Origin of the sequence: Micromonospora sp. CA-240977 (assembly GCF_050942285.1) — a bacterium.
Taxonomy (GTDB): domain Bacteria; phylum Actinomycetota; class Actinomycetes; order Mycobacteriales; family Micromonosporaceae; genus Micromonospora.
In genome coordinates, this window is record NZ_CP192055.1 from 6,033,880 (window position 1) to 6,056,720 (window position 22,841).

The following is a 22,841-nucleotide window of genomic DNA, read 5'->3' on the forward strand; positions in this document are numbered from 1 at the left end:
GGCCATTCTCCCTCGGGGTGTGAAATCAGGGTTGGTTCGGGGTGGACGCGCGGACGAACCCCGATGCGCCCGACTCGTCGCCGGCCGTAGCGTGCTGGTCATGGCAATGCACCCCACCACCAGCGCCGCCCGTCGCGCCGCCGCGCCCGTCGCTCTGGGCCTGGCTTCGGCCCTCATCCTTGTCGCCGGGTGCGACAACCTGGCCATGCGTCGGCTCGACTACGACAACACCGAGGCGGCGCAGGTCACCACGATTCGGGTGTCGGGTGGTTCGGGCGACGTGGTGGTCCGCGGCACCGGCCCGGCCTCGCAGGTGCGGATCAAGCGGGTGGTGCGCTATCAGGGCGGTGAACCCGACAACGCCCGGTACGAGATCAAGGGCAGTGAGCTGCTGCTGGACACCGACTGCGGCTCGCGGTGCAGCATCTCCTACGAGGTGTGGGTGCCGGAGGGCGTGGCGGTGCAGGGCGACACGAGCTCGGGCAACGTCGAGCTGAGCCGGGTCGGTGCGGTGGACCTGCGGGTGAGCTCGGGCGACGTGCGGATCTCCGGTGCGTCGGGCGCGCTCGGGGTGGAGGCCCAGTCCGGCAACATCGAGGTGAGCGAGGCCGCCGCCGCGGTGCGGCTGCGCGCGTCGTCCGGAGACATCAACGCACGCCGGCTGAGCGGCACTGTCGACGCGGAGGCCACCTCCGGCAATGTCAACGTCGAGCTGGACAAGCCCGCCTCGGCCCGCGTCCACGCGTCCAGCGGTGACGTCACGCTGCTGGTTCCGGAGGGCAGCTACCGGGTCCGGTCCGACGCCGAATCCGGCGACAAGACCGTCACCGTGGCCGACAACCCGGCGGCGTCGATGGTGCTCGACGGTTCGGCCAGCAGCGGCAATCTCACGATCCGCGAGCGGTGATCTCGAAGCTGGCTGCCTCTCCGGCGACCCGCTGCGCCGGCACCACCACTCGGTCGCCGGTCGCCCCCGCCGCCGCCCCGGCGCCGTCCGCCGGCTCGCCTCCCGGCCGGAGCGCCGCGTCGGCCCCGAGCGGCGCGTCGGCCCGAAACGCGGCGTCGGCCCCGAGCACCGCGTCGGCCCGCAGCGGCGATCCGGTACCCGTCCGGGCCACCGGCTCGACGGGCCGCTCCGGGCCGCCGGGGACCAACTCCGGGGGGCGGCCCGCGGCGACGTCCTCGACCCAGCCGACGGCCAGGGCGACCAGGCCGACCAGCGCGAAGACCAGCAGCACCCGGACGGCCAACCCGACCGGTTCCTGACGGGACCAACCCACCACGTCGACAAGCGGGGTGAGCGCCACCACGAACGGCATGTGCCAGAGATAGATGGTGAGCGCCCGCCGGTTGACCACTGTCACCGCCCGGTCGGCCAGCCGGTTGCGGCCCAGCCAGGCCACGCCGGCGGGCGCCCGACCCAGCACGACCAGGATGAACGCGGCCGACCAGAGGGCGTTGCCCAGGTGGTTGTCGTTGAGGTCGTACCCGCGTGGCCCGGGATGCCCGACGATCCAGACGCCGCCGGCCACCGCGAGGGCGAGCGCCACCGGGTAGAGCACCCGCCCGGTGAGCCGGCGCAGCATCCCGGCGTGCTGGGCGAAGCCGAGCAGCCACGCCCCGAAGTAGAGCCCGAACTCGCGCAGCACCGGCGGCGCCGGGTAGATCCCCACCTCGATCGTCACCAGCAGGAGGTACGGGGCCAGCAGGGTGGGCAGCGGAGCACGGCGGAACAGCCAGAACGCGACAGGTGAGGCGAGTACGAACCACAGGTAGTCGCGCAGGTACCAGATGATGCTCAGCGCCAGGGCACCCCAGTGGTTGGCCGGCGGATCGGCGACCGGAAACAGCCACAGCAGCACCCGGGGTGTCACCGGCAGACCGCTGAGCAGCATCGCGGGCACGAAGACCACCGCCAGCACCCAGAGTGACGGCAGGAGCCGACGCAGTCGACGCCCGACCGCCGCCGGCCCGGAGCGGGTCAGCGACGCGGCCATCAGCGAGCCGGCCAGCGCGAACATCACCGACATGGCGGGGAAGACGAGGGTGAGGGTCGCCCACCCGGTGACGTGGTAGACGATCACTCGGACGATGGCCAGGAAACGGAGCACGTCGAGGTACCTGTTGCGCATCAGCCTGCATCTGGGTCGGGGACGCGGGGCGTATCTCCCCTACCCTGCGCGACGCCCCCACCGGACGGCCGCGACCCCCGACCGAAGGTGAAACACCCCATTCGCCCGACCGAAGACGATCATGCCGCCGGTCGGGTCGGCCCGCTGCCGAGGACGCTCAGAAACCCAACTTGCGCAACTGCCTGGGGTCGCGCTGCCAGTCCTTCGCGACCCGTACGTGCAGGTCGAGATAGACCCGACTGCCCAGCAACTCCTCGATCTGCCGGCGGGCGTTGGTGCCGACCTCCTTGAGCCGGCTCGCCTTGTGACCGAGCACGATCGCCTTCTGGCTGGGCCGTTCCACGTACAGGTCGGCGTAGATCTTCATGACCTGACCCTCGGGGATCATCTCCTCCACCACCACGGCGATGGAGTGCGGCAGCTCGTCCCGGACTCCCTCCAGGGCGGCCTCCCGGATCAGCTCCGCGACGAGCACCTGCTCGGGATCGTCGGTCAGCATGTCGTCCGGGTAGAGCTGCGGCGACGGCGGCAGATACTTGGTCATCACGTCGACGAGGGTGTCCACCTGGTGCCCGGCGACCGCGCTCACCGGCACGATCTCGGCGAACTCCCCCAGCTTGCTCACCGCGAGCAACTGCTCCGCCAGGCGGCGCTTGTCGACCAGGTCGGTCTTGGTGACCACCGCCAGCACTGTCGCCTTCAACTCGGCCAGCTCACCGGTGATGAACCGGTCTCCGCGCCCCACCGGCTCGTCGGCCGGGATGCACAGGCCGATCACGTCGACCTCCGTCCAGGTGGAGCGGACCAGGTCGTTGAGGCGCTCGCCGAGCAGCGTACGGGGGCGGTGCAGGCCCGGGGTGTCGACCAGGACCAGCTGCGACTCCGGACGGTGCAGCACGGCCCGGATGACGTGCCGGGTGGTCTGCGGCTTGTTCGAGGTGATCGCGATCTTGGTGCCGACGATGGCGTTGGTCAGCGTCGACTTGCCGGCGTTGGGCCGACCGACGAAGCAGCCGAAACCGGCCCGGTACGGCCGCGCCTCCGGATCCTGCACGGGGCTCACTGGGTCACCGTGCCGAGGACCGTGCCGTCGGGGGCGGCCACGTGGATCGGCGCGTCCACCGCGAGGTCACGCACCGCCGCGTGCCCGGCGCCGTCCAGGGTCGACGCCTCGGTCACCACCACCGCGGCCTCCAGCCGGCTCGCCCCGGCCGCCACGGCCGACGCGACAGCCAACTGCAACGCGGTGAGAGTCAGTGAGGGCAGCGCGACACTGGCCGCCGCGTACGTCCGGCCGTCCTGATCCCGGACCGCGGCGCCCTCCACGGCGGCGACCCGGCCACGGGCGCCCCGGGCCAGGACGACCAGCTTGGCGTCCTCGGCGCTCAGGGGTGCCGGCGCGGTGGGTGCGGGCCGGGGGGCGGGCGCGGAGGGTGTGTCAGGCATCGGCGGATTGCCTCTCGTCGTCTCGGTAGTTGTCCGTGTCGTCCCCGGAGCCGGCGTGCTCGCCACGCCCCGTGGTGTCCTGCTCATGGCCCGACTCCACCCGGTTGACCAGGACGGTGTCGATCCGGTTGCGCCGGCCGGTGGTGCCCTCGGCGAGCAGCCGGAGCCCGGCGACCTCGACCTCCGCGCCGGGGATCGGCACCCGCCCCAGCGACTGGGCCAGCAGGCCACCGACCGTCTCCACCTCGTCCGTGGGTAGATCGGTGTCGAACATTTCGCCCAGGGTCTCCACCGGCAGTCGGGCGGTCACCCGCACCGAGGAGTCCGTCAGGCGTTCGACGGGTGGGCGTTCGACATCGTACTCGTCGGTGATCTCGCCGACGATCTCCTCCAGGATGTCCTCGATGGTGACCAGACCGCCGGTGCCGCCGTACTCGTCGACCACGATGACCAGGTGGTTGCGGGCCGCCTGCATCTCCGACAGCAGGTCGTCGACCGGCTTGGACTCCGGCACGAAGGTCGCCGGGCGCATCAGCTCGGCCACCGGCAACTGCTCGGCCGCCGGGTCACCGCCGCGCGAGCGCCGGATCAGATCCTTGAGGTAGAGCACACCGAGGACGTCGTCGACGCTCTCGCCGATCACCGGGATGCGGGAGAACCCGGAGCGCAGGAAGAGCACCAACGCCTGGGCGAGCGTCTTGCCCTCCTCGATCCACACCATCTCCGTACGCGGCACCATCACCTCACGGGCGATGGTGTCACCGAGCGCGAAGACCGAGTGGATCATCTGACGTTCGCCGTGTTCGACCACGCCGCGCTGCTCGGCCAGGTCGACAAGCTCCCGCAACTCGACCTGACTGGCGAACGGCCCCTCCCGGAAGCCGCGCCCCGGCGTGACCGCGTTGCCGATCAGGATGAGCAACGAGGCGAGCGGGTTGAGCGCCCGGCCCAGCCAGCGGACCAGCGGCGCCACCGCCCGGCCCACTGCGTACGCGTGTTGCCGGCCGATGGTGCGCGGGGCGACGCCGACCACCACGAAGCTGACCACTGTCATCGCGCCGGCGGTCACCAACGCGGCCCGCCAGCCGGCGCCGAAGCTGTCCACCGCGACCAGCGCCACGAGGGTGGTGGCGGTCAGCTCGGCGAGCAGTCGCAACAGCAGGAGCAGGTTGAGGTGCCGGACGACGTCGCCGGCCACGGCCTGGAGGGTACGGGCGCCGCGCACACCGTCGCGGGCCAGCTCGGCGGCGCGCGCCGGCGAGACCGCGGCGAGCGCCGCCTCGGTCATCGCGATCAGGCCGGCCAGCACCACCAGGCCGGCCGCGAAGACGATCAGCTGCAGGTCGGGAAGGCCGGCGGTGGCACCGGCCGCCAGTAACGGAGGAGTGGACATCACTGGGTGCGGGTCGACCGCCAGCTGGACAGCAGGCGGGCCTGGAGGGCGAACATCTCCCGCTCCTCCTCCGGCTCGGCGTGGTCGTAGCCGAGCAGGTGCAGCACCCCGTGCACGGTGAGCAGGTGCAGCTCGTCGGCGGGGGCGTGCCCGGCGGTCGCCGCCTGCTTGGCCGCGACCTCGGGGCAGAGCACGATGTCGCCGAGCAGGGCGGGCTCGCCGCCGGCCGGCGCGGACTCGCCGGGGCCGTGGTCGACGCTGCCCTCGTCCATGGGGAAGGCGAGCACGTCGGTCGGACCGTCGCCACCCATCCAGCGGTGGTTCAGCTCGGTCATGTAGTCGATGTCGACAAGCAGCACTGACAACTCGGCGAGGGGGTTGACCCCCATCTCGTCGAGGGCGTGCCGGGCGACGGCGAGCACGGCATCGGTGTCAACCTCGACACCGGACTCGTTGGCGATCTCGATGGACAACTGCTTTCCTCTGCTTTAGCGGCGGCGGCCGGCCCGGCCGCCCTGGGCGGGTCGCCCGGGCACGGCGTGGACGCCCTGCGCCTGCTGGTTCTCCCGCTCGGCGTCCCAGCGGGCGTACGCGTCGACGATCTCCCCCACCAGCCGGTGGCGGACCACGTCGGAGCTGGACAACTGGGAGAAGTGCACGTCGTCGACGTTTTCCAGGATCTCCCGGACGACCCGCAGGCCGCTGCTGGTCCCGCCGGGAAGGTCCACCTGGGTGATGTCGCCGGTCACGACGATCTTGGAGTTGAAGCCGAGCCGGGTGAGGAACATCTTCATCTGCTCGGGCGTCGTGTTCTGGGCCTCGTCCAGGATGATGAACGCGTCGGAGAGCGTCCTGCCCCGCATGTAGGCCAGCGGGGCGACCTCGATCGTCCCCTGGGCCATCAGCTTCGGGATCGTCTCCGGGTCGAGCATCTCGTGCAGCGCGTCGTAGAGCGGGCGCAGGTACGGGTCGATCTTCTCGTTGAGCGTGCCGGGCAGGAAGCCCAGTCGCTCACCCGCCTCGACCGCCGGCCGGGTCAGGATGATCCGGTTGACCTGCTTGGCCTGCAACGCCTGGACGGCCTTCGCCATCGCCAGGTAGGTCTTGCCGGTGCCGGCCGGGCCGATGCCGAAGACGATGGTGTGGGTGTCGATCGCGTCGACGTACCGCTTCTGCCCGAGCGTCTTGGGGCGGATGGTGCGTCCGCGACGGGAGAGGATGTTGAGCGTCAGAACCTCGGCGGGCCGCTCGGCACTGCCCTCCTCGAGCATGCCGACGGTACGCCGGACGGCGTCAGTGGTCAGGGTCTCGCCTTTCTCGATGAGTTCGAGCAGCTCGCTGAAGACCCGCTCGGCGAGGGCGTTGTCCGCGGGGTCACCGGTGATGGTGATCTCGTTGCCGCGGACGTGCACGTCACTGCTGACCGAGCGTTCGACGAGCCGGAGTATCTCGTCGCCTGCGCCGAGCAGATTGACCATGATCTTCGAGTCGGGCACGGTGATCCTGGTCTGCACCCGGGGCGGGCCGGGAGGTGGGGTGCCGGTCATAGGTTGGGCCGAAGGGCCCTGCGCACCTGCTCTCGATCTCGGCGCCGGCCCTGCTGGCACGGCGTGCGGACGTTACACCCATCGTATCTGTTGAACGTGGGCCGCACCGCGCCCATTTCCGCTGGCCGCGATCAACTCCCGGTCCGGAAGTCGTACCTGTCGAAGGTCTCCTGATGACGGGTGAACCGGTACGTCGCCCAGTGCATCCGGACCACCGCGCCGGAGCCGTCCCGGGTCAGCCGCAGCAGCTCACCGGCCTCCCGACCGGAGACCGTGCGGAACACGTCCGGCTGGTCCGGCAGCGCGGTGAAGATCGCCGGTGGACGTCCGGCCTGGTCGCTGGCCCCGCGGGCCCGCAGAGCGCCGTCGTGCCAGGAGAAGACGTACTCGAAGCCCTCGCCCCACCAGCGGCCGAGCACCCCGCGCAGGGCCGCCGGAGCCGGCGAACCGGGCCGCCATGGCTCGATCTCGGCCGGGTCGTGCTCGACCGCCGCCGCGAGCAGCCGGTGCGGCAGGTCGAGCACCTCGGTCGCCGTTCCGGAGGAGCCGAGCACCGCGGCACCCATCGCGCCGGCCGTGCCGTCGCCTCCCCGCCGGCCGTACACGGCGGCGAGGAAACCGGGCATGGCCCCGTCGTGCCCCACGTGCACCACCCGTTCCCCCTGCGGGATGAGGATCAGCCCCAGCCCGAAGCCCGCGCCCCAGAGGGTCTCGTCGGTGGTGGTCACCGGCCAGCGCATCTCGTCCAGCGTGGTGGGGGCGAGGACCGCGCCGGCCGGGTCGAGCGCGGCCGGGTCGGCGAGGAACGCGGCCCAGCGGGCCATGTCGGTCGCGGTGCTCCAGAGCTGGGCGGCCGGGCCGACCGCGCCGAAGTCGGTGGGCGGCTCCGGGTGCGCCTCGTCGGAGTACGCGTCGACCAGGAACCCGGTGGCCGCCGTCGGTCGCGGGGCCACGCTGGTGTCGGTAAGCCCCAGCGGTGTCAGGATCCGATCGGTGAGCGACCGCTCCCAACTCTCGCCGCGCAGCCGGGCGACCAGTTGACCGAGCACGGCCAGGCCGAGGTTGGAGTAGTGGAACCGCCGGGCCGTGGGCAGCACCCGCTCGGCCCGGTCCAGCTCGGCCACCAGTTGGTCGGCGTCCGGCGCACGCAGGCTGTCCCAGACGTCACCGAACGGCTCGCGTTGCAGGCCAGCGGTGTGCGACACCAACCGGCGGACGGTCAGCTCGCCGTGTGCGGGAAGGTCCAGGTGCCGGCCCACCGGGTCGTCCAGGTCCAGCAGCCCGTCGTCGCGGCACTGGAGGACCAGCGCCGCGGTGAAGGTCTTGGTGACCGAGCCGATCCGGAACTGGGTGCCCGGCCCCAACGGGCTGTCGGTGCCTGTCGCGCCGACGGTGCAGCTCCACGCCGGCCGGTCGGCCCGGTGCAGCGCCGCCGACACCGCCGGCACCCGAGCGTCGGCCTGCACCCTGCGGACCAGCCGGCCCAGGCGCTCGTCCATCCCGGCGGCGGACCCCGCGTTCACGCCGCCCCGCCCCGTCGCCGCGCGCCGGCGCGCACCGCCCCGCCGAGCCGGCTGGTTCGCTCGCTCACGCCAGGTTCCGGGCGAGCATCGGGCCGAGCGGCGCGCCGCCGAGCAGGTGGGCGTGCGCGTGGAACACTTCCTGCCCGCCGTACACGCCGGTGTTGAACATCAACCGGAAACCGTCGCCGAGCAGGCCCTCGTCCTCGGCCACCGCGGCGGACGTCGCCAGCACGTCGGCGGCCAGCGCCGGATCACCCTGGGCGAGCGTGGCGACGTCGGCGTAGTGCTCCTTCGGAATGACCAGGACGTGCACCGGCGCCTTCGGGTCGATGTCACGGAAGGCGAGCGTGGTGTCGGTCTCCCGGACCACGGTGGCCGGGATCTCCCCGGCGACGATGCGGCAGAACAGGCAGTCTGATCCCATCGGGGCAGTGTAAGGACTAACGGACCGGGGGCGCTCCGCGCCGCATGAGCCGGATGCCTGTTCGCCGGGACGGTGCGGCAGGATGGCCGCCATGACGGATCGAGCGGTACTCGTGACCGGGGCCTCGCGCGGAATCGGCCGGGCGGTGGCGACGGCGTTCGCGGCCGGCGGCGACCGGGTGGCCATCCACCACCGCGACTCCGCCGACGCGGCCGAGGAGCTGCGCGGGCGGCTGCCGGGTGCCGGGCACGTGGTGGTCCGCGCCGACCTCACCGACCCGGACGCGGTACGGGCCATGGTCGACCGGGCGGCCGAGCAGCTCGGCGGGTTGGACGTGCTTGTCAACAACGCCGGGACGTACGGCGACCGGGACGACCCGCACCCGATCTTCGGCGCCTCCTACGAGCAGTGGCAGCGGCGCTGGCGGCAGGTGCTGGAGACCAACCTGACCGGCGCCGGCAACGTCATCTGGTGCGCGGCCCAGCACATGCGGGAGCGCGGCGGGCGGATCGTCAACGTCTCGTCCCGCGGCGCGTTCCGCGGCGAGCCGCACCAGCCGGCGTACGGCGCCAGCAAGGCGGGGTTGAACGCGCTGGGCCAGTCCCTCGCGGTGGCGCTCGCGCCGTACGGCATCGCTGTCGCCACCGTCGCGCCGGGTTTCGTGGCGACCGACATGGTCACCGAGTACCTCCGCGGTGCGGAGGGCGCGGCGATCCGGGCGCAGAGCCCGTTCGACCGGGTCGGCGAGCCGGAGGAGATCGCCGCCGCCGTGCACTGGCTCGCCTCGCCGCAGGCCGAGTGGGCCTCCGGCACGATCGTCGACCTCAACGGCGCCTCCTACCTGCGCAGCTGACGGCGGAACAGCCACCCACATCACCCGGCCCGGGGAGGTGGCCGGCGGCACGACGGCGGGTAAGTCTCCCCGACATGGCCGACACCGCGCTGCTGGACCTCACCGCCGACTACCGGGTGGCCGACGGCCACGACGACGACCCCGTCCTGCTGCGGCCGGACGGCACTCCCGTGCAGACCTGGCGGGAGGACTACCCGTACGACGAGCGGATGGACCGCGACCGGTACGACCACGACAAGCGGCTGCTCCAGATCGAGCTGCTCAAGCTCCAGGACTGGATCAAGGAGTCCGGTGAACGCCTGGTGATCCTCTTCGAGGGTCGGGACGCGGCCGGCAAGGGCGGCACCATCAAGCGGTTCATGGAGCACCTCAACCCGCGCGGCGCGTCAGTGGTGGCGCTGGCCAAGCCGGACGAGCGGGAGGCCGGCCAGTGGTACTTCCAGCGGTGGCTGGCGCACCTGCCGGCGGCCGGTGAGATCGTGCTGTTCGACCGTTCCTGGTACAACCGGGCCGGCGTCGAACGGGTGATGGGCTTCTGTTCCCGCAAGGAGTATCTGGAGTTCCTGCGGCAGGCCCCGGAGCTGGAGCGGATGCTCGTGCGTTCGGGCATCCGGTTGGTCAAGTTCTGGTTCTCGGTGTCCCAGAACGAGCAGCGGACCCGGTTCGCGATCCGCCAGGTGGACCCGGTCCGGCAGTGGAAGCTGTCCCCGATGGACATTGCCTCGCTGGACCGGTGGGACGAGTACACCGAGGCCAAGGAGGCGATGTTCTTCTGGACCGACACGGCCGACGCGCCGTGGACGGTCGTGAAGAGCAACGACAAGAAGCGGGCCCGCATCGAGGCGATGCGGCACGTGCTGCACCGCTTCGACTACACCGGCAAGGACCTGGCCGTGGTCGGTACGCCGGATCCGCAGATAATCGGGCCGGCGGGGCTGGATCTGGGACCGGAGGAGGAGGTGGTGCCCGTCTTCCCCCGACCCTGACCGTCAGGCGGTGACGGTCACCAGCGGCCGAGGCGGGTGGCGAGCACGCTGAGCGCCGCCACTCCGGCGGTCGAGGTGCGCAGCACGGCCGGACCGAGCCGGACGACTCGCCCGCCCGCGTCCCGGAAGGCGGTCAGCTCGGCGGGGGCGATGCCACCCTCCGGGCCGACGACCAGGACGATCTCACCGGCGGGCGGCAGCTCGGCGGTGGTGAGCCGCTCCTCGGCCTCCTCGTGCAGCAGGAACCCGGCGGCAGCGCCGGCGATCCGGCGGGCGACGGTGGCGGTGGACTCGTCCGGCGCGCCGGCCACCACCGGCAACCACGGCCGGCGGGCCTGCTTGGCGGCCTCCCGGGCGGTGGCCACCCACTTCTCCCGGGCCCGTACGCCCCGGTCGCCACGCCACTGGGCGACCGAGCGGGACGCCGCCCAGGGCACGATCTCGTCCACCCCGACCTCGGTCATCGCCTGCACCGCCAGCTCACCGCGGTCGCCCTTGGCGATGCCCTGCACCACCACGATCCGGGGGACCGGCGCGTCCACGTACCCCCGGGAGGTGATGGTGACCTCCAGGCTGCCGCGGCCGACGGCGGTGACCACGGCGGCGGCCGTGCCGCCCCGACCGTCGGCGAGCAGCAGCTCCTCACCGACCCGCAGCCGCTGCACGGTGGCGGCGTGGTGGCCCTCCGGGCCGTCCAGGGTCAACGCGTCACCGGTGGGCAGCGCCTCGACCAGGAACAGCGGCGCGGACACCTCAGGCGTGCCCGTTGAACGCGTCGCGCATCCGGGAGAAGAAGCCGCCCTGCTTGGATAACTCGGCGACCTCCTCACCGCGGGTCTTGGCGAAGTCGCGCAGCATCTTCTCCTGGTCCGGGTCGAGCTTGGTCGGGGTCCGCACGTCCAGGTGCACGTAGAGGTCGCCGCGGCCGGTGCCGCGCAGGTGCGGCACGCCCCGGGCGCGCAGTCGCAGCGTGCTGGCCGGCTGGGTGCCGGCCTTGACGTCGACCGTCTCCTCGCTGTCCAGGGTCTTGATGGTCAGGCGGGTGCCGAGCGCCGCCGCGGTCATCGGCACTGTGACGCGGCAGTGCAGGTCGTCGCCCTTGCGGGAGTAGACGTCGTGGGGCCGCTCGTGGATCTCCACGTAGAGGTCGCCGGCGGTGCCGCCACCCGGGCCCACCTCGCCCTGCTGGGCCAGCCGGATCCGCATGCCGTCCTCGACGCCGGCCGGGATCTTGACGGTCAGCGACCGGCGGGTGCGCACCCGGCCGTCGCCGGCGCAGGTGGGGCAGGGGTGCGGGATGGTGGTGCCGTAGCCCTGGCACACGGTGCACGGCCGGGCGGAGACCACCTGGCCGAGGAAGGTGCGCTGCACCGACTGCACCTCACCACGGCCGCCACACGCCTCACAGGTCGCCAGGTGGGTGCCGGCGGCCGTGCCGGCGCCGGAGCAGGTGGTGCAGAGCACTGCGGTGTCGACGGTGATCGGGGCCTCGACGCCGAACGCCGTCTCGTGCAGGTCCAGTTCGAGTCGCAGGATCGCGTCGGCGCCCGGACGGGTCCGTGGACGGGGGCCGCGCGCCCCACCGGCCGCGCCACCGAAGAACGCGTCCATGATGTCCTGGAAACCGACGAACGGGCCGGCGCCACCGGGGCCACCCGGGCCACCGGCGCCCCCGCCGCCCGGGGCGAGCGGGTCGCCACCGAGGTCGACGATCTGCCGCTTCCGGTCGTCCGAGAGGACCTCGTACGCGGCGTTGATGTCCTTGAACTTCTCCTGAGCCTCCGGGTCCGGATTGACGTCCGGGTGGAACTGGCGCGCCAGCTTGCGGTAGGCGCGCTTGATCTCGTCATCGGAGGCTTCCCGGCTCACACCGAGGATGCCGTAGTAGTCCCTGGCCACTGCGTTCCGTGTCCTCATGTTCGTCTCGCGTTGCGCCGATCCGGCGGCAAACAGCCGGCCGTCGGCCCTGACTGGTCAGTTCTGGGCCAGCAACTCGCCCACGTAGCGTGCCACGGCGCGCACCGTGGCGATGGTGCCGGGGTAGTCCATCCGGGTGGGTCCCAGCACTCCCAGGCCGCCGACGATCGTGGCGCCCGGGCCGTACCCGGTGCTGACCACCGAGGCGGCCCGCAGGTTGTCGAACTCGTTCTCGTCGCCGATCAGCACCCGCGTCGTGCTCGGCTCGGTCTCGCCGATGAGCTTGAGGAGCACGACCTCCTCTTCCAGCGCCTCCAGGATCGGACGCAGCGAACCCTGGAAGTCGAGCAGGCCGCCCCGGGTGAGGTTCGCGGTGCCGGCCAGCGCGATGCGTTCCTCGTGCCGCTCGACGAGCGTCTCCAGGAGCACCGTGGAGAGCGTGGTCATCGCCGGACGCAGCTCGACCGGCACCTCCTCGACAAGCGCCTGCACCAACGGCGGCGTCTCGGACAGCCGCGCGCCGGCGAGCTTCTCGTTGACCAGCCGGCGCAGGTCGATGACGTCGTCCGCCGGCACCGGACCGGGCAGCTCCACCAGCCGCTGCTCGACCCGCCCGGTGTCAGCGATCATGACGAGCATCAGCCGGGTGGTGGAGATCGGCACCAGCTCCAGGTGTCGAACCGAGGAGCGGGCCAGGCTCGGGTACTGCACGACGGCCACCTGCCGGGTGAGCTGGGCGAGCAGCCGTACCGTGCGGTGCACCACGTCGTCGAGGTCGACCGCGCCGACCAGGAAGCGCTCGATGGCCCGACGTTCGGCCGGGCTGAGCGGCTTGACCCGGGACAACCGGTCGACGAAGAGCCGGTAGCCGCGGTCGGTGGGCACCCGGCCGGCACTTGTGTGCGGCTGCCGGATGTAGCCCTCCTCCTCCAGCACGGCCATGTCGTTGCGGACCGTGGCCGGGGAGACCCCGAGCTGGTGCCGCTCGACAAGCGCCTTGCTGCCGACCGGCTCCTGGGTGGAGACGTAGTCCTCGACGATCGCGCGGAGCACGGCGAGCTTCCGGTCGTCGAGACCCATCATCCGCACCTCCTGTCGCACGTCGGCCGCCGGTGCCGTGGGCCCGGCCGGGCCGTCCTGGCACTCGACTGTAACGAGTGCCAGTCTACGTCGGCGTACCCGCCGGCGCGATGATCAACGACCGCCCACTGGTGCCGCGTTGCCACGGACCCCTACCGTGACACCCATGACAGAACCTCCTCGCCCTCCCGGCGCGGGTGACCCCGGCAACTACCCGCCGGAGCCGACCTCTCCCAGCTCGTACCCGTCGGCCGAGCCACCCACCGCACCACTGTCCGGGGCGCCTGGCCCGGGCGGCTATCCCCCGGCCGGTGGCTATCCGCCGCCCACCGGTGCACAACCGCCGTCAGGCGGCTACCCCCCGGCGGGGGGCTACCCGCCGCCCGGCGGCTATCCCCCTGGCGGGTATCCGACCGGCGGCGCCTACGGCGGCCCCGGCGGCGGCTACGCCAACAACGAGGACAAGACCTGGGCGCTCGTCGCCCACTTCGGCGGATCCCTCGGCGCGCTGATCAGCTTCGGCCCGCTGGGCTTCGTCGCCCCGCTCATCGCCTACCTGGCCCGCGGCAACCAGTCGCCGACCGTCCGGACGCACGCCCTGGCCGCCCTGAACTTCCAGATCCTCTGGTCGATCATCGCGTTCGTGCTGCTCTTCGTGAGCTGGTGCCTGCTCTTCCTGCCCAGCATCGCGGTCGTGGTGATCCAGATCCTGTTCGGGATCATCGGGGGCATGAAGGCCAACGAGGGCACGCCCTACCGCTACCCGATGTCGGTCAACTTCATCAAGTGACAGCGGGTCGGCCGCTCCCCCGGCCGACCCGTGCGCCGCTTCCCGTTCAGGGCAGCAGGTCGCGCACCACCGCGTCGGCGAGGAGCCGCCCGCGCAGGGTGAGCACCGCCCGGCCGGCCGCGTACGCGTCGGTGTCCAGCAGGCCGTCGGCCAGCGCCCGCTGGGCACCGGCCCGGCCGGCGCCGTCCAGCACCGCGAGCGGCAGGCCGCTGGCCAGCCGCAGCCGCAGCATCACGTCCTCCATGTGCGCCTCGTCGGCCGTGAGCACCTCCCGGGCCAGGCCCGGTGACGTTCCCGCCGCCAACCGCTGGGCGTACATCGAGGGGTGCTTGACGTTCCACCAGCGCACCCCGCCGACGTGGCTGTGCGCCCCCGGCCCGAGCCCCCACCAGTCCGCGCCGGTCCAGTAGAGCAGGTTGTGCCGGCACCGGGCGTCGTCGGTGCGGGCCCAGTTGGAGACCTCGTACCAGGAGAGACCGGCCGCGTCGAGGGCGGCCTCCGCGGCCAGGTAGCGGTCCGCGGCCACGTCGTCACTGGGGTACGCCAGCTCGCCGCGCTTCATCCGGGCGGCGAGCCGGGTGCCGTCCTCGACGATCAGGGCGTACGCGCTGACGTGGTCCACCCCGGCGGCCACGACCTGCTCCAGCGAGGCGGCGAAGTCCTCGGGCCGCTCCCCCGGGGTCCCGTAGATCAGGTCCAGGTTGACGTGCGCGAAGCCGGCCTCGCGGGCCTCCAGGGCGGCGGCGGTGGCCCGGCCGGCGCTGTGTTTGCGGTCCAGGATCGCCAGCACCCCCGGGGAGGCGGACTGCATGCCCAGCGAGATCCGGGTGTAGCCGGCCTTGCGCAGCAGCGTCAACGATTCCGGGGTGACCGACTCCGGGTTGGCCTCGGTGGTCACCTCGGCGTCGGCGGCCAGCCCCCAGGTGCGGTCGATGCCGTCGAGGATGCGGGCCAGGTCGTCGGCGGGGAGCAGGGTGGGTGTGCCGCCGCCGACGAAGACGGTGTCGACCCGGGGCGGCGGGCTGTCGCCGAGCACCCGGGCGGCGAGCGCCAACTCGGCCAGGACGGTGTCGGCGTACCCCTCGCGGCTCGCCCCTCCGCCCAGCTCGGCCGCCGTGTAGGTGTTGAAGTCGCAGTAGCCGCAGCGGCTGGCGCAGAACGGCACGTGCACGTACACGCCGAAGCCGCGCGCGCCGACCGCCGCGGTGGCGGTGGCGGGCAGCGATCCGTCGACGGGGACGGTCTCACCATCTGGAAGGAGGCCGGGCATGGCCACTAGTGTGCCCGGCATGACCTCTCCCGACGTCCTCGTGCGGGTCGCCACGGCCCGTGGGGTGACCACCCTCACCCTGGACAGCCCGCACAACCGCAACGCGCTCTCCACCGGCCTCATGACCCAGTTGCTGGCCGGGCTGGGCGACGCGGTCGCGGACGAGGCGGTCCGGGCGATCGTGCTCGACCACACCGGCCCGGTCTTCTGCTCGGGCGCGGACCTGAAGGAGACGGCCGCGGCGTACGCCAGCGGCGCGGTGCCCGCCGGGATGCTGGGTGACGTGCTCGCGGCGCTCTGGGAGTGCCCGAAGCCGGTGCTGGCCCGGGTGGGCGGGCCGGCGCGGGCCGGTGGGCTGGGTCTGATCGCCGCCGCCGACCTGGCGGTCTGCGCCGACGAGGCGACGTTCGCGTTCACCGAGGTGCGGATCGGGGTGATCCCGGCGGTGATCTCGGCGACCGTGCTGCCCCGGCTGCACCCGCGCGCCGCCGCCGAGCTGTACCTGACCGGAGACACCTTCGACGGCCGGCGGGCCGCCGAGATCGGCCTGGTCACGGCCAGCGTGCCGGCGGACGGGCTGGACGACGCGGTGCGGCGCTACTGCGACTCGCTGGTGCGCGGCGCGCCGGGCGCGCTGGCCGGCGCGAAGGAGCTGCTGCGCCGGCCGGGCACCGCCGAGCTGCGTGCCGAGTTGGCCCGGCTGTCCGCCCTCTCGACCGGCTACTTCCTTTCCGACGAGGGACGCGAGGGGGTCATGGCCTTCCGGGACAAAAGATTAGCTCGATGGGTGGCCGCTCTGGACGGTGGTTCTGCTGATCATGCCGGGTAGGACCGGGGCGGCCGGGACGCCGCCGTCGTTTGGCGGCGTCCCGGCCGCCGTCCGGTCGGGTCACCAGGCGGTCGCGCCGCCGTCGACCGGGTAGTTCGCCCCGGTGATGTACGACGCCCGGTCGGAGGCGAGGAACACCACAAGTTCGGCGACCTCCTCGGGCTGGGCGAACCGCTTGAGCAGCGTCTTGCCGGTGATCGCGTCCCGAGCCGCCTGGTTGTCACCCAGGTCGCGCTCACTCGCGGGGCTGACGATCGGCCCCGGGCTGACCGCCACCGCGCGGATCCCGTGCGGCGCGCCTTCGAGCGCGAGCTGGCGCGTCAGGCCGATGACGCCGGCGTTGGCGGCGGTGTGACCCACCATCGGGGGGACGTGACCGGCGATCATGCCGGCCATGGAGGCGGCGTTGATGATGACGCCGCCGCCGCGCTGGACCAGGTGCGGCCAGGCGAACTTCGACACGAAGTACGGAATGTCGAGTTCACCGGTGATGGTGTACCGCCAGTCCTCGACGGAGAAGTCCGGCATCGGGCCGAAGCGGAGCGCGGCGGCGTTGTTGTAGACCACGTCGAGCCCGCCGTAGGCCGCGGCGGCGTCCTCGACGAACGTCCGCACCTGTTCCGGATCGGTGAGGTCGACCGGCGCGATGCCGGTCATCTCACCGCCGGCGCCGCGGACGAGTTCGACCGTCTCGTCGTTGCCGGCGACCTGGATGTCGGCCCCGACGATCTTCGCGCCCTCGCGCGCGAAGATCTGCGCGGCGACGCGTCCCAGACCGCCGCCGGTGCCGGTGATGAGCACGACCTTGCCGTCGAGCGTTCCCATGGAACTCCTCCTCGCTCCGTGACCCGGCTCGGTCGGCTTCGCGCACCACCGGGCAGGCCAGCGATTGACATGTCAACCGTAGTAACTCCTTGACCGGTCAACCACTTCCGCGTCCGGCCGAGGCGGTGACGCGCACGACAGGCCCGGCATGCCGAGTCGTCGGCCGCACAGCGCCTCGTCAGCGACAACCGGCACCACACGCAGTGGATTGTCGTTGAGCAGGGGTGCGCAGGAGGGCCAACCGGGCAGGTGAGACCGCGTCCGGAGCGGGAATGCCTCGATCGGAACGCGTCGGCGGAGCCGACCCCGAACCGGGACGGAGCCGCCGAGCCGGCCTCGAACCCGCGCGGACGGCCCGTTGGGCACGACGGGGACGTACGCTTGGCAGACTCGTCGATCTGGGGGTGTGGGTGCGAACTCGGGCAGCCGTTGCGGGTGGAGTGGTCCTCATCCTCGTCGCCGTGATCGCCATCTGGCTCGTCGTACGGCAGGTCGGGGGTGGCCTACAGCTGCCGTTGGCGGCACGCAAGTGCACGGTGCAGGCCGACGGCCGGGTCGCCCTGGACGCCGACCAGATGGCCAACGCGGCGACCATCGCGGCGATCGGCGCCCAGCGCGGCATGTCCGAGCGGGCCGTGGTGGTCGCGCTGGCCACGGCGTACCAGGAGTCCGGGCTGCGCAACCTGGCCGACGGCGACCGCGACTCGGTCGGCCTGTTCCAGCAGCGGCCGAGTCAGGGCTGGGGCACCTCGGCGCAGATCCGCGACCCGCGCTACGCGGCAAACAAGTTCTACGCGGCGCTCAAGAAGGTCCGCGGCTGGGAGAAGATGCGCGTCACCGACGCCGCCCAGCGGGTGCAGCGCTCGGCCTTTCCGGAGGCCTACCAGAAGTGGGCCGACGACTCCGAGGTGCTCAGCCGGGCGCTGATGGGCGACGCCACCGGCGCTGTGGCCTGCACGGTGGGGCGTACCCCGGTGATGCACGGGGCGGCGGCGGCCGCGCAGCTCACCCGCAACCTCGGGCTGGACTGGGGGTTGAAGGGGCTCGACCCGAACGACCCGACCGGGCTGACGGTGACCCCGGGTGACCAGCGCGACGGCTGGCGGTACGCGCACTGGCTGGTCTCGCACGCCCAGGACCACGGGGTGAAGCGGGTCCGCTTCGGCGATCTGGAGTGGACCGCCCGGGGCGGCACCTGGGGTCGGGTCGACGGCCAGCAGCACTCCCCCGGCCAGGTGGTCGCCGAGGTGTTCAACGAGGGCTGACGGGGCCGGATCTCTTAACCGGCAGTCACCGCACAATCGGACAAAAGCCCGCAAGGCCCTCTACCAATCACAGAAATCTCACTTTACGCAGCCTTCCCGCTGCGGGGGGTTCCGCCCGGGACCCCCTGGCGCAGCACGCCCTCCCCGCCCCCTTGGCCATCGCGTTACGATCGGCGGCCTGTGCCAGAAAAAGGTTTCACCTCATGGGGAGGGGTACGACGCGGTGTTCGATTACGGCGACCGGACCGGTTACGAACCGATCAGCGACACTGACCGCAAGGAGTTCCACGAGCAGGGCTTCCTCCTGCTGCGCAACGTCCTGACGGAGGACCACCGGGCGGCGCTGGAGGCGGCGGTCGACCGCGTCTACGCGGAGGAGCAGGCCAAGGGCACCACCAAGAAGGACGGCACCCTGCACCTGCTGGGCTTCCTGGAGCGCGACGAGCTCTTCGGCGAGCTGCTCACCCACCCGATCGCCTTCCCGTACATGTGGGGGCTGGCCGGCTGGAACATCTACACCCACCACAACCACCTGGACGTCACCCCTCCGGCCGCCGAGCCGGAGAAGCCGTACTGGGGTTGGCACCAGGACGGGTACCGGCAGAACTCCGACCCGGAGACGATGGACCCGAACCTGCCCCGGCCGATGTTCTCGCTGAAGGTCGCGTACGTCCTGTCGGACCTCTCCGAGACCGGCCGCGGCGCCACCAAGGTCATCCCGGGCAGCCACCTGAAGAACTCGCTGCCCCGGCCGGCGGACCTCACTGTGCAGAACCCCGACCCGGAGGGCACGGTGGAGATCACCGCCAATCCGGGCGACGCCTTCATCTTCGACCGCCGGCAGTGGCACTCGCGCTCGACGAACCTGTCGACCATCACCCGCAAGATGCTCTTCGTCGGCTACACCTACCGGTGGATCCGTCCGCTGGACGAGCTGCACCCCGACGTGAACGGCGAGTGGTACCGCAACCGCACCCCCGTGCAGCGCCAGCTCATCGGTGAGGGCACCCACACCGCCAACTACTGGGGCATCAACTGGGACGGGTACGTCGACGACGAGATCCCGCTGCGCAAGGAGCTCAAGGAGCGCGGCCTGCTCGACCGCAACATCCCCTGGCTCCGCTGATCTCCCGCTCGTAGGAACGGCCCTCTGCCACCGCACGACGGCAGAGGGCCGTTCCGTGTCCGCGGGGCCCCGATCACCCGGGCCGAGGCCGTTCCCGACCACCGGAGACCGCACTGTCGGTAGCGTGACGGGTGCGCAGGCCGGGGCGCGGCGCCCCCGCCTGAGAGCGCGGGGTGGCACAGGAGGCAGTCGCAGTGACGTCCGCTCCGCTCCCCCGGATCCTCCGCCGCCGGGGCGAGCCGGCATACCCGACCTTCCTGGAACTCTTCTTCGACCTGGTCTACATCTTCATGTTCTCCCGGCTCGCCGCCAGCCTGGCCGCCGACCTCACCGTCCGGGGCGCGCTACAGACCACCGTCCTGCTGCTGGCCGCCTGGTGGGTCTGGGTGCTGACCGCGTGGCTCACCGACCTGTTCAACCCCCGACTGCCGGTCATCCAGGCCACCACCCTGCTGGTCATGCTCGGCACCCTGCTGATGGCGATCGCCACGCCGTACGCCTTCGGCCGGTACGGGTGGCTCTTCGTCGCGGCGTACTTCGGCATCCACCTGGTCCGTGACGCCGTCCTGATCCCCGGCACCCGGGTGAACCGCCCGATCCAGGCGCGGAGCATCCGGGTGTTCTTCTGGTTCGGCGTCACAGTGGCGCCGTGGGTGGCCGGCGTGTTCGTGGACGAGACGGCCCGACTGGTGCTCTGGTCGATCGCGGTGGCGGTCGACCTCGGCTCGGCCCGGTTCGGCTGGCCGACACCGGGGCTGGGGCGGACCGAACTCGCCAGCCAGATCTTCACCGGGATGCACCTCTCCGAACGGCACCGGGCGATCTTCATCGTCGCGCTCGGCGAGTTGATCCTGAGCACCGGCATGGGGCTGGCCGACAGCGGGTTCACGGCCGGCCCGGTGGCCACCTGCGCTGTCGCGTTCGTCAGCGCCGTCCTGCTGTTCCAGCTCTACTTCCAGCGGGTCCAGCGGATCCTGGCCCCACCGAGCGTCGCGACGGTGGAGCGGGTCCGCCCCGGCACCTCCACCTCGTACAGCCATCTGGTGATGGTGGCCGGGGTGGTGTTGGTCTCGACAAGCACCCTGCTGGTCATCGATCGGCCGTTCGGTCGCGCCCCGGTGGAGTTGACGGCCGCCATTGTCGGCGGGCCGGCCCTGTTCCTGCTCGGCAGCGTCCTGTTCGATGCCGTGGTGACCGGCCGGACCCTCTGGTCCCGGGTGCTGGCGATCGTGGTGCTGTGCGCCCTGCTGGCGCCCGCCACACTCCTGCTCCCGCCGCTGACCACCCTGGTGCTGGCGAACCTGGTCCTGCTGTTCACCCTGGTCGGGGAGGGGCTGGCCGCGCGGAACCGCCCGGTCCGGGTCGCCGCGCCCTGACGACGCGGGGCCGTCCCGCCGCCGTGCCGGGTCACCCCAGCATCGGCGGCGCTGGCGTCCGCGTGTGCCGCCTGGTGCTCACCAGGTTCGCCACGGCGATCAGGAAGAGCACCGTCATGGCGAGCAGCGCGACCAGGACCGGCGGCAGCAGGGGCGTGGTGGGCGCCAGGCACGCCAGCAGCACCACACCGGCCAACCGGGACCGGGAGATCCGTCCGAACACTGTGAAGTCGAGGACGCCCCGGCCGAGCAGGTACAACGCGGGGCCGCCGAAGATGACGGCGGCCCAGGAGGGCGGGGTCTCGCCCAGCGGGCGGCTCACCACGAGGTGGCTGGTGACCGCCGCGCCGACGATTCCGGCCACCATGATCAGGTGGGTGGCCGCCGCGGACTGGGTGAGCAGCGCCGGGTTGGTCGAGCGGGCGATCGCGTCGGTCAGCAGCTCACCCGCGCGGTAGATGTAGATCCGCCACATCAACACGATGGTGGTGAACACCACGAGCAACGCCCAAGCACGCGCCAGCGTGTACTCGCCCGTACTGAAGGTCGTTCCGGTCACGAAGATCGAGACACCGAGGGCGACGATGACGAACTGCCGGTACCGCTCGGCGACCCGCGCGCCGACCAGCCGCCAGTCGCGCGCTCGGGAGCGACCGAGGCGGGGCACCGGCCAGCCGAATACGGCCGCGGAATACTCGACGACGACGGCGAGCCCCCAGATCGCCAACTGCCCCGAACCGCCGACGAGCGCCCCACCGATCCAGCCGACGCCGGCGATGGCCTCCCAGATCTGGATCCGGATGCTGCGACGCGGCGGTTTCCCGGTCGAGACGACAAGGACGTAGTAGGCCGAGGCGCTGAGGTGGATGACCACGTACGTGGTCGCGAAGAGCAGCCCGCGATCGCCGTACGCGTCGGCCGCGAGCGCGGCCAACAGCAGACTGGCCGCCGCCACCCAGATGAACTGTCCCTGCCCGGACGGGCGGGTCAGGTTGATGCTGTCCGCCCCCCAGACGGTCAACGCCCAGATCATCGTGAACCCGAGCAGCAGCACCAGCGTCTCGGCGAGGCCGGTCCAGCTGAGGTTCCCGGCCAGTACTGTCGCCAGGGTGACGAGCGCGAAGATGTAGACGAGGTCGAAGAAGAGCTCCAGGAAGGCCGGACGCTCCAGGCCCGGATCGGGGGGCGACGCCGCCGCCGCACCGCTGTCCGTCGCCGTCGACATCGCGTTCCACCCGGCCCCCCGCCGCACGCCCCCGACAGGGACAATACGGGCAACCGTCCGCCGCCGGTCCCGTCCTCGGGTTCTTGTCGGCCGCCAGCTACCCCGACCCGGACCGGAGAGCCGCGTGTCGACGCGGCACCGCGTTCAGCCGCGCGGGGCGAGGCGGCGGCGGGCCTTCTCCCGGATCGATTCCGGCAGGCCCTCCGCTTCGAGCACCCGGGGCAGCAGCTCCGGCTCCAGGCTGGTCGCCCGGAACACCTCGCCGATGGTCACGCCGTGCGCGGGCCGCTCCACCACCTCGATCGGGTCACCCGAGCCGACCTCGCCCTCGCGTAGCACCCGCAGGTAGGCGCCGGGCAGCGCCCGCGCGGTGAACCGCTTGATCAGATCCGGTACGCCCCAGAACCCGGCGAAGGTGGTGCAGGGCGTCCGCGGCTTGGTGACCTGGAGCAGGGCGGAGCCGACCTGCCACTGCTCGCCGATCACGGCGCCGGTCACGTCGACCGCGTACGTGGACAGGTTCTCGCCGAAGCCACCGGACCGTACGGGCCGACCCAGCTCGGCCGCCCACCAAGCGGCGTCCTCCTCCGCGTAGGCGTAGACCGCCTGGTCCGGACCACCGTGATGGGCCCGCTCGCCGATGAAGTCGCCGACCACCCCGTCGGCGCGGATCAGCACCGGGCCGTCCACCGGCCGCTTGTCGATGCCGCTACGACCGCTCGCGTCGCCGGCCCACCGCGCCTCGGTCACGATGCCGAGGTTCACCGCTGCCACCCTGCCCGTCATGACCGTCAGCCTAACCGCGTGTCGATGTCCGGCAGCGCCACCTCGCAC

The 22,841-nt window shown here is 72.1% G+C and carries 23 protein-coding genes; 8 read left to right on the forward strand and 15 right to left on the reverse strand.

What is annotated here, in order from left to right:
- Window positions 1–100: 100 nt before the first annotated feature.
- Complete coding sequence (locus ACQPWW_RS27260; RefSeq protein ID WP_433126474.1) at window positions 101–907, forward strand: DUF4097 family beta strand repeat-containing protein; 807 nt, start codon at window positions 101–103, stop codon at window positions 905–907.
- On the opposite strand, the gene ACQPWW_RS27265 is transcribed toward ACQPWW_RS27260, so the two are convergent.
- The 8 genes from ACQPWW_RS27265 to ACQPWW_RS27300 form a co-directional block, all read right to left on the reverse strand.
- Window positions 888–2,132 (reverse strand): acyltransferase family protein, encoded by a 1,245-nt coding sequence (locus ACQPWW_RS27265; RefSeq protein ID WP_433126475.1) that lies wholly within the window; start codon window positions 2,130–2,132, stop codon window positions 888–890. The genes ACQPWW_RS27260 and ACQPWW_RS27265 overlap by 20 nt on opposite strands.
- 157 nt (window positions 2,133–2,289) lie before the next feature.
- Window positions 2,290–3,186 (reverse strand): GTPase Era, encoded by an 897-nt coding sequence (gene era / locus ACQPWW_RS27270; protein WP_433134595.1) that lies wholly within the window; start codon window positions 3,184–3,186, stop codon window positions 2,290–2,292.
- A 5-nt stretch (window positions 3,187–3,191) separates the two neighbouring features.
- Window positions 3,192–3,578 carry a cytidine deaminase gene (locus ACQPWW_RS27275; protein ID WP_433126477.1) on the reverse strand — a complete coding sequence of 129 codons (387 nt, stop codon included), beginning with the start codon at window positions 3,576–3,578 and terminating at the stop codon, window positions 3,192–3,194.
- The gene (locus ACQPWW_RS27280) at window positions 3,571–4,995 is read right to left on the reverse strand and encodes a hemolysin family protein (RefSeq protein WP_357805031.1); all 1,425 of its coding nucleotides are present in this window, start codon (window positions 4,993–4,995) and stop codon (window positions 3,571–3,573) included. Before ACQPWW_RS27280 ends, ACQPWW_RS27275 begins: the two co-directional genes overlap by 8 nt.
- Complete coding sequence (gene ybeY / locus ACQPWW_RS27285) at window positions 4,971–5,444, reverse strand: rRNA maturation RNase YbeY (protein ID WP_425774862.1); 474 nt, start codon at window positions 5,442–5,444, stop codon at window positions 4,971–4,973. Before ybeY ends, ACQPWW_RS27280 begins: the two co-directional genes overlap by 25 nt.
- Before the next feature lie 15 nt (window positions 5,445–5,459).
- The gene (locus ACQPWW_RS27290; protein WP_393375514.1) at window positions 5,460–6,518 is read right to left on the reverse strand and encodes a PhoH family protein; all 1,059 of its coding nucleotides are present in this window, start codon (window positions 6,516–6,518) and stop codon (window positions 5,460–5,462) included.
- A 131-nt stretch (window positions 6,519–6,649) separates the two neighbouring features.
- A complete protein-coding gene (locus ACQPWW_RS27295) occupies window positions 6,650–8,017 on the reverse strand; it encodes a serine hydrolase domain-containing protein (RefSeq protein WP_433134597.1) in 1,368 nt (455 codons plus the stop codon).
- Window positions 8,018–8,105: 88 nt separating this feature from the next.
- Window positions 8,106–8,465 (reverse strand): histidine triad nucleotide-binding protein, encoded by a 360-nt coding sequence (locus ACQPWW_RS27300; protein ID WP_433126479.1) that lies wholly within the window; start codon window positions 8,463–8,465, stop codon window positions 8,106–8,108.
- Between the two features lie 91 nt (window positions 8,466–8,556).
- Between ACQPWW_RS27300 and ACQPWW_RS27305 the strand changes: the two genes are divergently transcribed.
- Both ACQPWW_RS27305 and ppk2 read left to right on the forward strand, forming a co-directional pair.
- Entirely contained in the window at window positions 8,557–9,318 is a 762-nt protein-coding gene (locus tag ACQPWW_RS27305) for an SDR family NAD(P)-dependent oxidoreductase (RefSeq protein ID WP_433126480.1), read from the forward strand.
- 74 nt (window positions 9,319–9,392) lie between these two features.
- Window positions 9,393–10,304: a polyphosphate kinase 2 gene (gene ppk2 / locus ACQPWW_RS27310; RefSeq protein ID WP_433126481.1), complete on the forward strand. Its 912-nt coding sequence runs from the start codon at window positions 9,393–9,395 to the stop codon at window positions 10,302–10,304.
- A gap of 17 nt (window positions 10,305–10,321) precedes the next feature.
- On the opposite strand, the gene ACQPWW_RS27315 is transcribed toward ppk2, so the two are convergent.
- The 3 genes from ACQPWW_RS27315 to hrcA all read right to left on the reverse strand — a co-directional run bounded on the left by ACQPWW_RS27315 (window position 10,322) and on the right by hrcA (window position 13,301).
- On the reverse strand, window positions 10,322–11,056 hold the full coding sequence (locus ACQPWW_RS27315; protein WP_433126482.1) for a 16S rRNA (uracil(1498)-N(3))-methyltransferase: 735 nt from the start codon (window positions 11,054–11,056) through the stop codon (window positions 10,322–10,324).
- Window position 11,057: 1 nt separating this feature from the next.
- On the reverse strand, window positions 11,058–12,203 hold the full coding sequence (gene dnaJ / locus ACQPWW_RS27320) for a molecular chaperone DnaJ (RefSeq protein ID WP_192580165.1): 1,146 nt from the start codon (window positions 12,201–12,203) through the stop codon (window positions 11,058–11,060).
- Between the two features lie 75 nt (window positions 12,204–12,278).
- Window positions 12,279–13,301: a heat-inducible transcriptional repressor HrcA gene (hrcA, locus tag ACQPWW_RS27325; protein ID WP_433134599.1), complete on the reverse strand. Its 1,023-nt coding sequence runs from the start codon at window positions 13,299–13,301 to the stop codon at window positions 12,279–12,281.
- A 166-nt stretch (window positions 13,302–13,467) separates the two neighbouring features.
- On the opposite strand from hrcA, the gene ACQPWW_RS27330 reads away from it, so the two are divergent.
- A complete protein-coding gene (locus ACQPWW_RS27330) occupies window positions 13,468–14,091 on the forward strand; it encodes a DUF4870 domain-containing protein (RefSeq protein ID WP_433126484.1) in 624 nt (207 codons plus the stop codon).
- Between the two features lie 46 nt (window positions 14,092–14,137).
- Here the strand turns inward: ACQPWW_RS27330 and hemW are convergent, their stop codons facing one another.
- Window positions 14,138–15,361 (reverse strand): radical SAM family heme chaperone HemW, encoded by a 1,224-nt coding sequence (gene hemW, locus ACQPWW_RS27335; RefSeq protein ID WP_433126486.1) that lies wholly within the window; start codon window positions 15,359–15,361, stop codon window positions 14,138–14,140.
- A 19-nt stretch (window positions 15,362–15,380) separates the two neighbouring features.
- Here hemW and ACQPWW_RS27340 point away from each other — a divergent pair, with 19 nt between their 5' ends.
- Window positions 15,381–16,190 carry an enoyl-CoA hydratase-related protein gene (locus tag ACQPWW_RS27340; protein WP_433134601.1) on the forward strand — a complete coding sequence of 270 codons (810 nt, stop codon included), beginning with the start codon at window positions 15,381–15,383 and terminating at the stop codon, window positions 16,188–16,190.
- Between the two features lie 60 nt (window positions 16,191–16,250).
- Here ACQPWW_RS27340 and ACQPWW_RS27345 read toward each other — a convergent pair whose 3' ends face one another.
- Window positions 16,251–17,015 carry an SDR family NAD(P)-dependent oxidoreductase gene (locus ACQPWW_RS27345; RefSeq protein ID WP_433126488.1) on the reverse strand — a complete coding sequence of 255 codons (765 nt, stop codon included), beginning with the start codon at window positions 17,013–17,015 and terminating at the stop codon, window positions 16,251–16,253.
- A gap of 404 nt (window positions 17,016–17,419) precedes the next feature.
- Here ACQPWW_RS27345 and ACQPWW_RS27350 point away from each other — a divergent pair, with 404 nt between their 5' ends.
- From ACQPWW_RS27350 to ACQPWW_RS27360, 3 genes are all read left to right on the forward strand, one after another.
- Window positions 17,420–18,280, forward strand: a complete 861-nt coding sequence (locus ACQPWW_RS27350; RefSeq protein ID WP_433126490.1) for a hypothetical protein — start codon at window positions 17,420–17,422, stop codon at window positions 18,278–18,280.
- A 223-nt stretch (window positions 18,281–18,503) separates the two neighbouring features.
- The gene (locus ACQPWW_RS27355; protein WP_091409805.1) at window positions 18,504–19,406 is read left to right on the forward strand and encodes a phytanoyl-CoA dioxygenase family protein; all 903 of its coding nucleotides are present in this window, start codon (window positions 18,504–18,506) and stop codon (window positions 19,404–19,406) included.
- A gap of 194 nt (window positions 19,407–19,600) precedes the next feature.
- Window positions 19,601–20,782, forward strand: coding sequence for a low temperature requirement protein A (locus tag ACQPWW_RS27360; protein ID WP_433126492.1), 1,182 nt, complete (start codon window positions 19,601–19,603; stop codon window positions 20,780–20,782).
- A 31-nt stretch (window positions 20,783–20,813) separates the two neighbouring features.
- Here the strand turns inward: ACQPWW_RS27360 and ACQPWW_RS27365 are convergent, their stop codons facing one another.
- Both ACQPWW_RS27365 and ACQPWW_RS27370 read right to left on the reverse strand, forming a co-directional pair.
- Complete coding sequence (locus ACQPWW_RS27365) at window positions 20,814–22,007, reverse strand: low temperature requirement protein A (RefSeq protein WP_433126493.1); 1,194 nt, start codon at window positions 22,005–22,007, stop codon at window positions 20,814–20,816.
- A 144-nt stretch (window positions 22,008–22,151) separates the two neighbouring features.
- Window positions 22,152–22,793: an MOSC domain-containing protein gene (locus ACQPWW_RS27370; protein ID WP_433126496.1), complete on the reverse strand. Its 642-nt coding sequence runs from the start codon at window positions 22,791–22,793 to the stop codon at window positions 22,152–22,154.
- Window positions 22,794–22,841 lie beyond the last annotated feature (48 nt).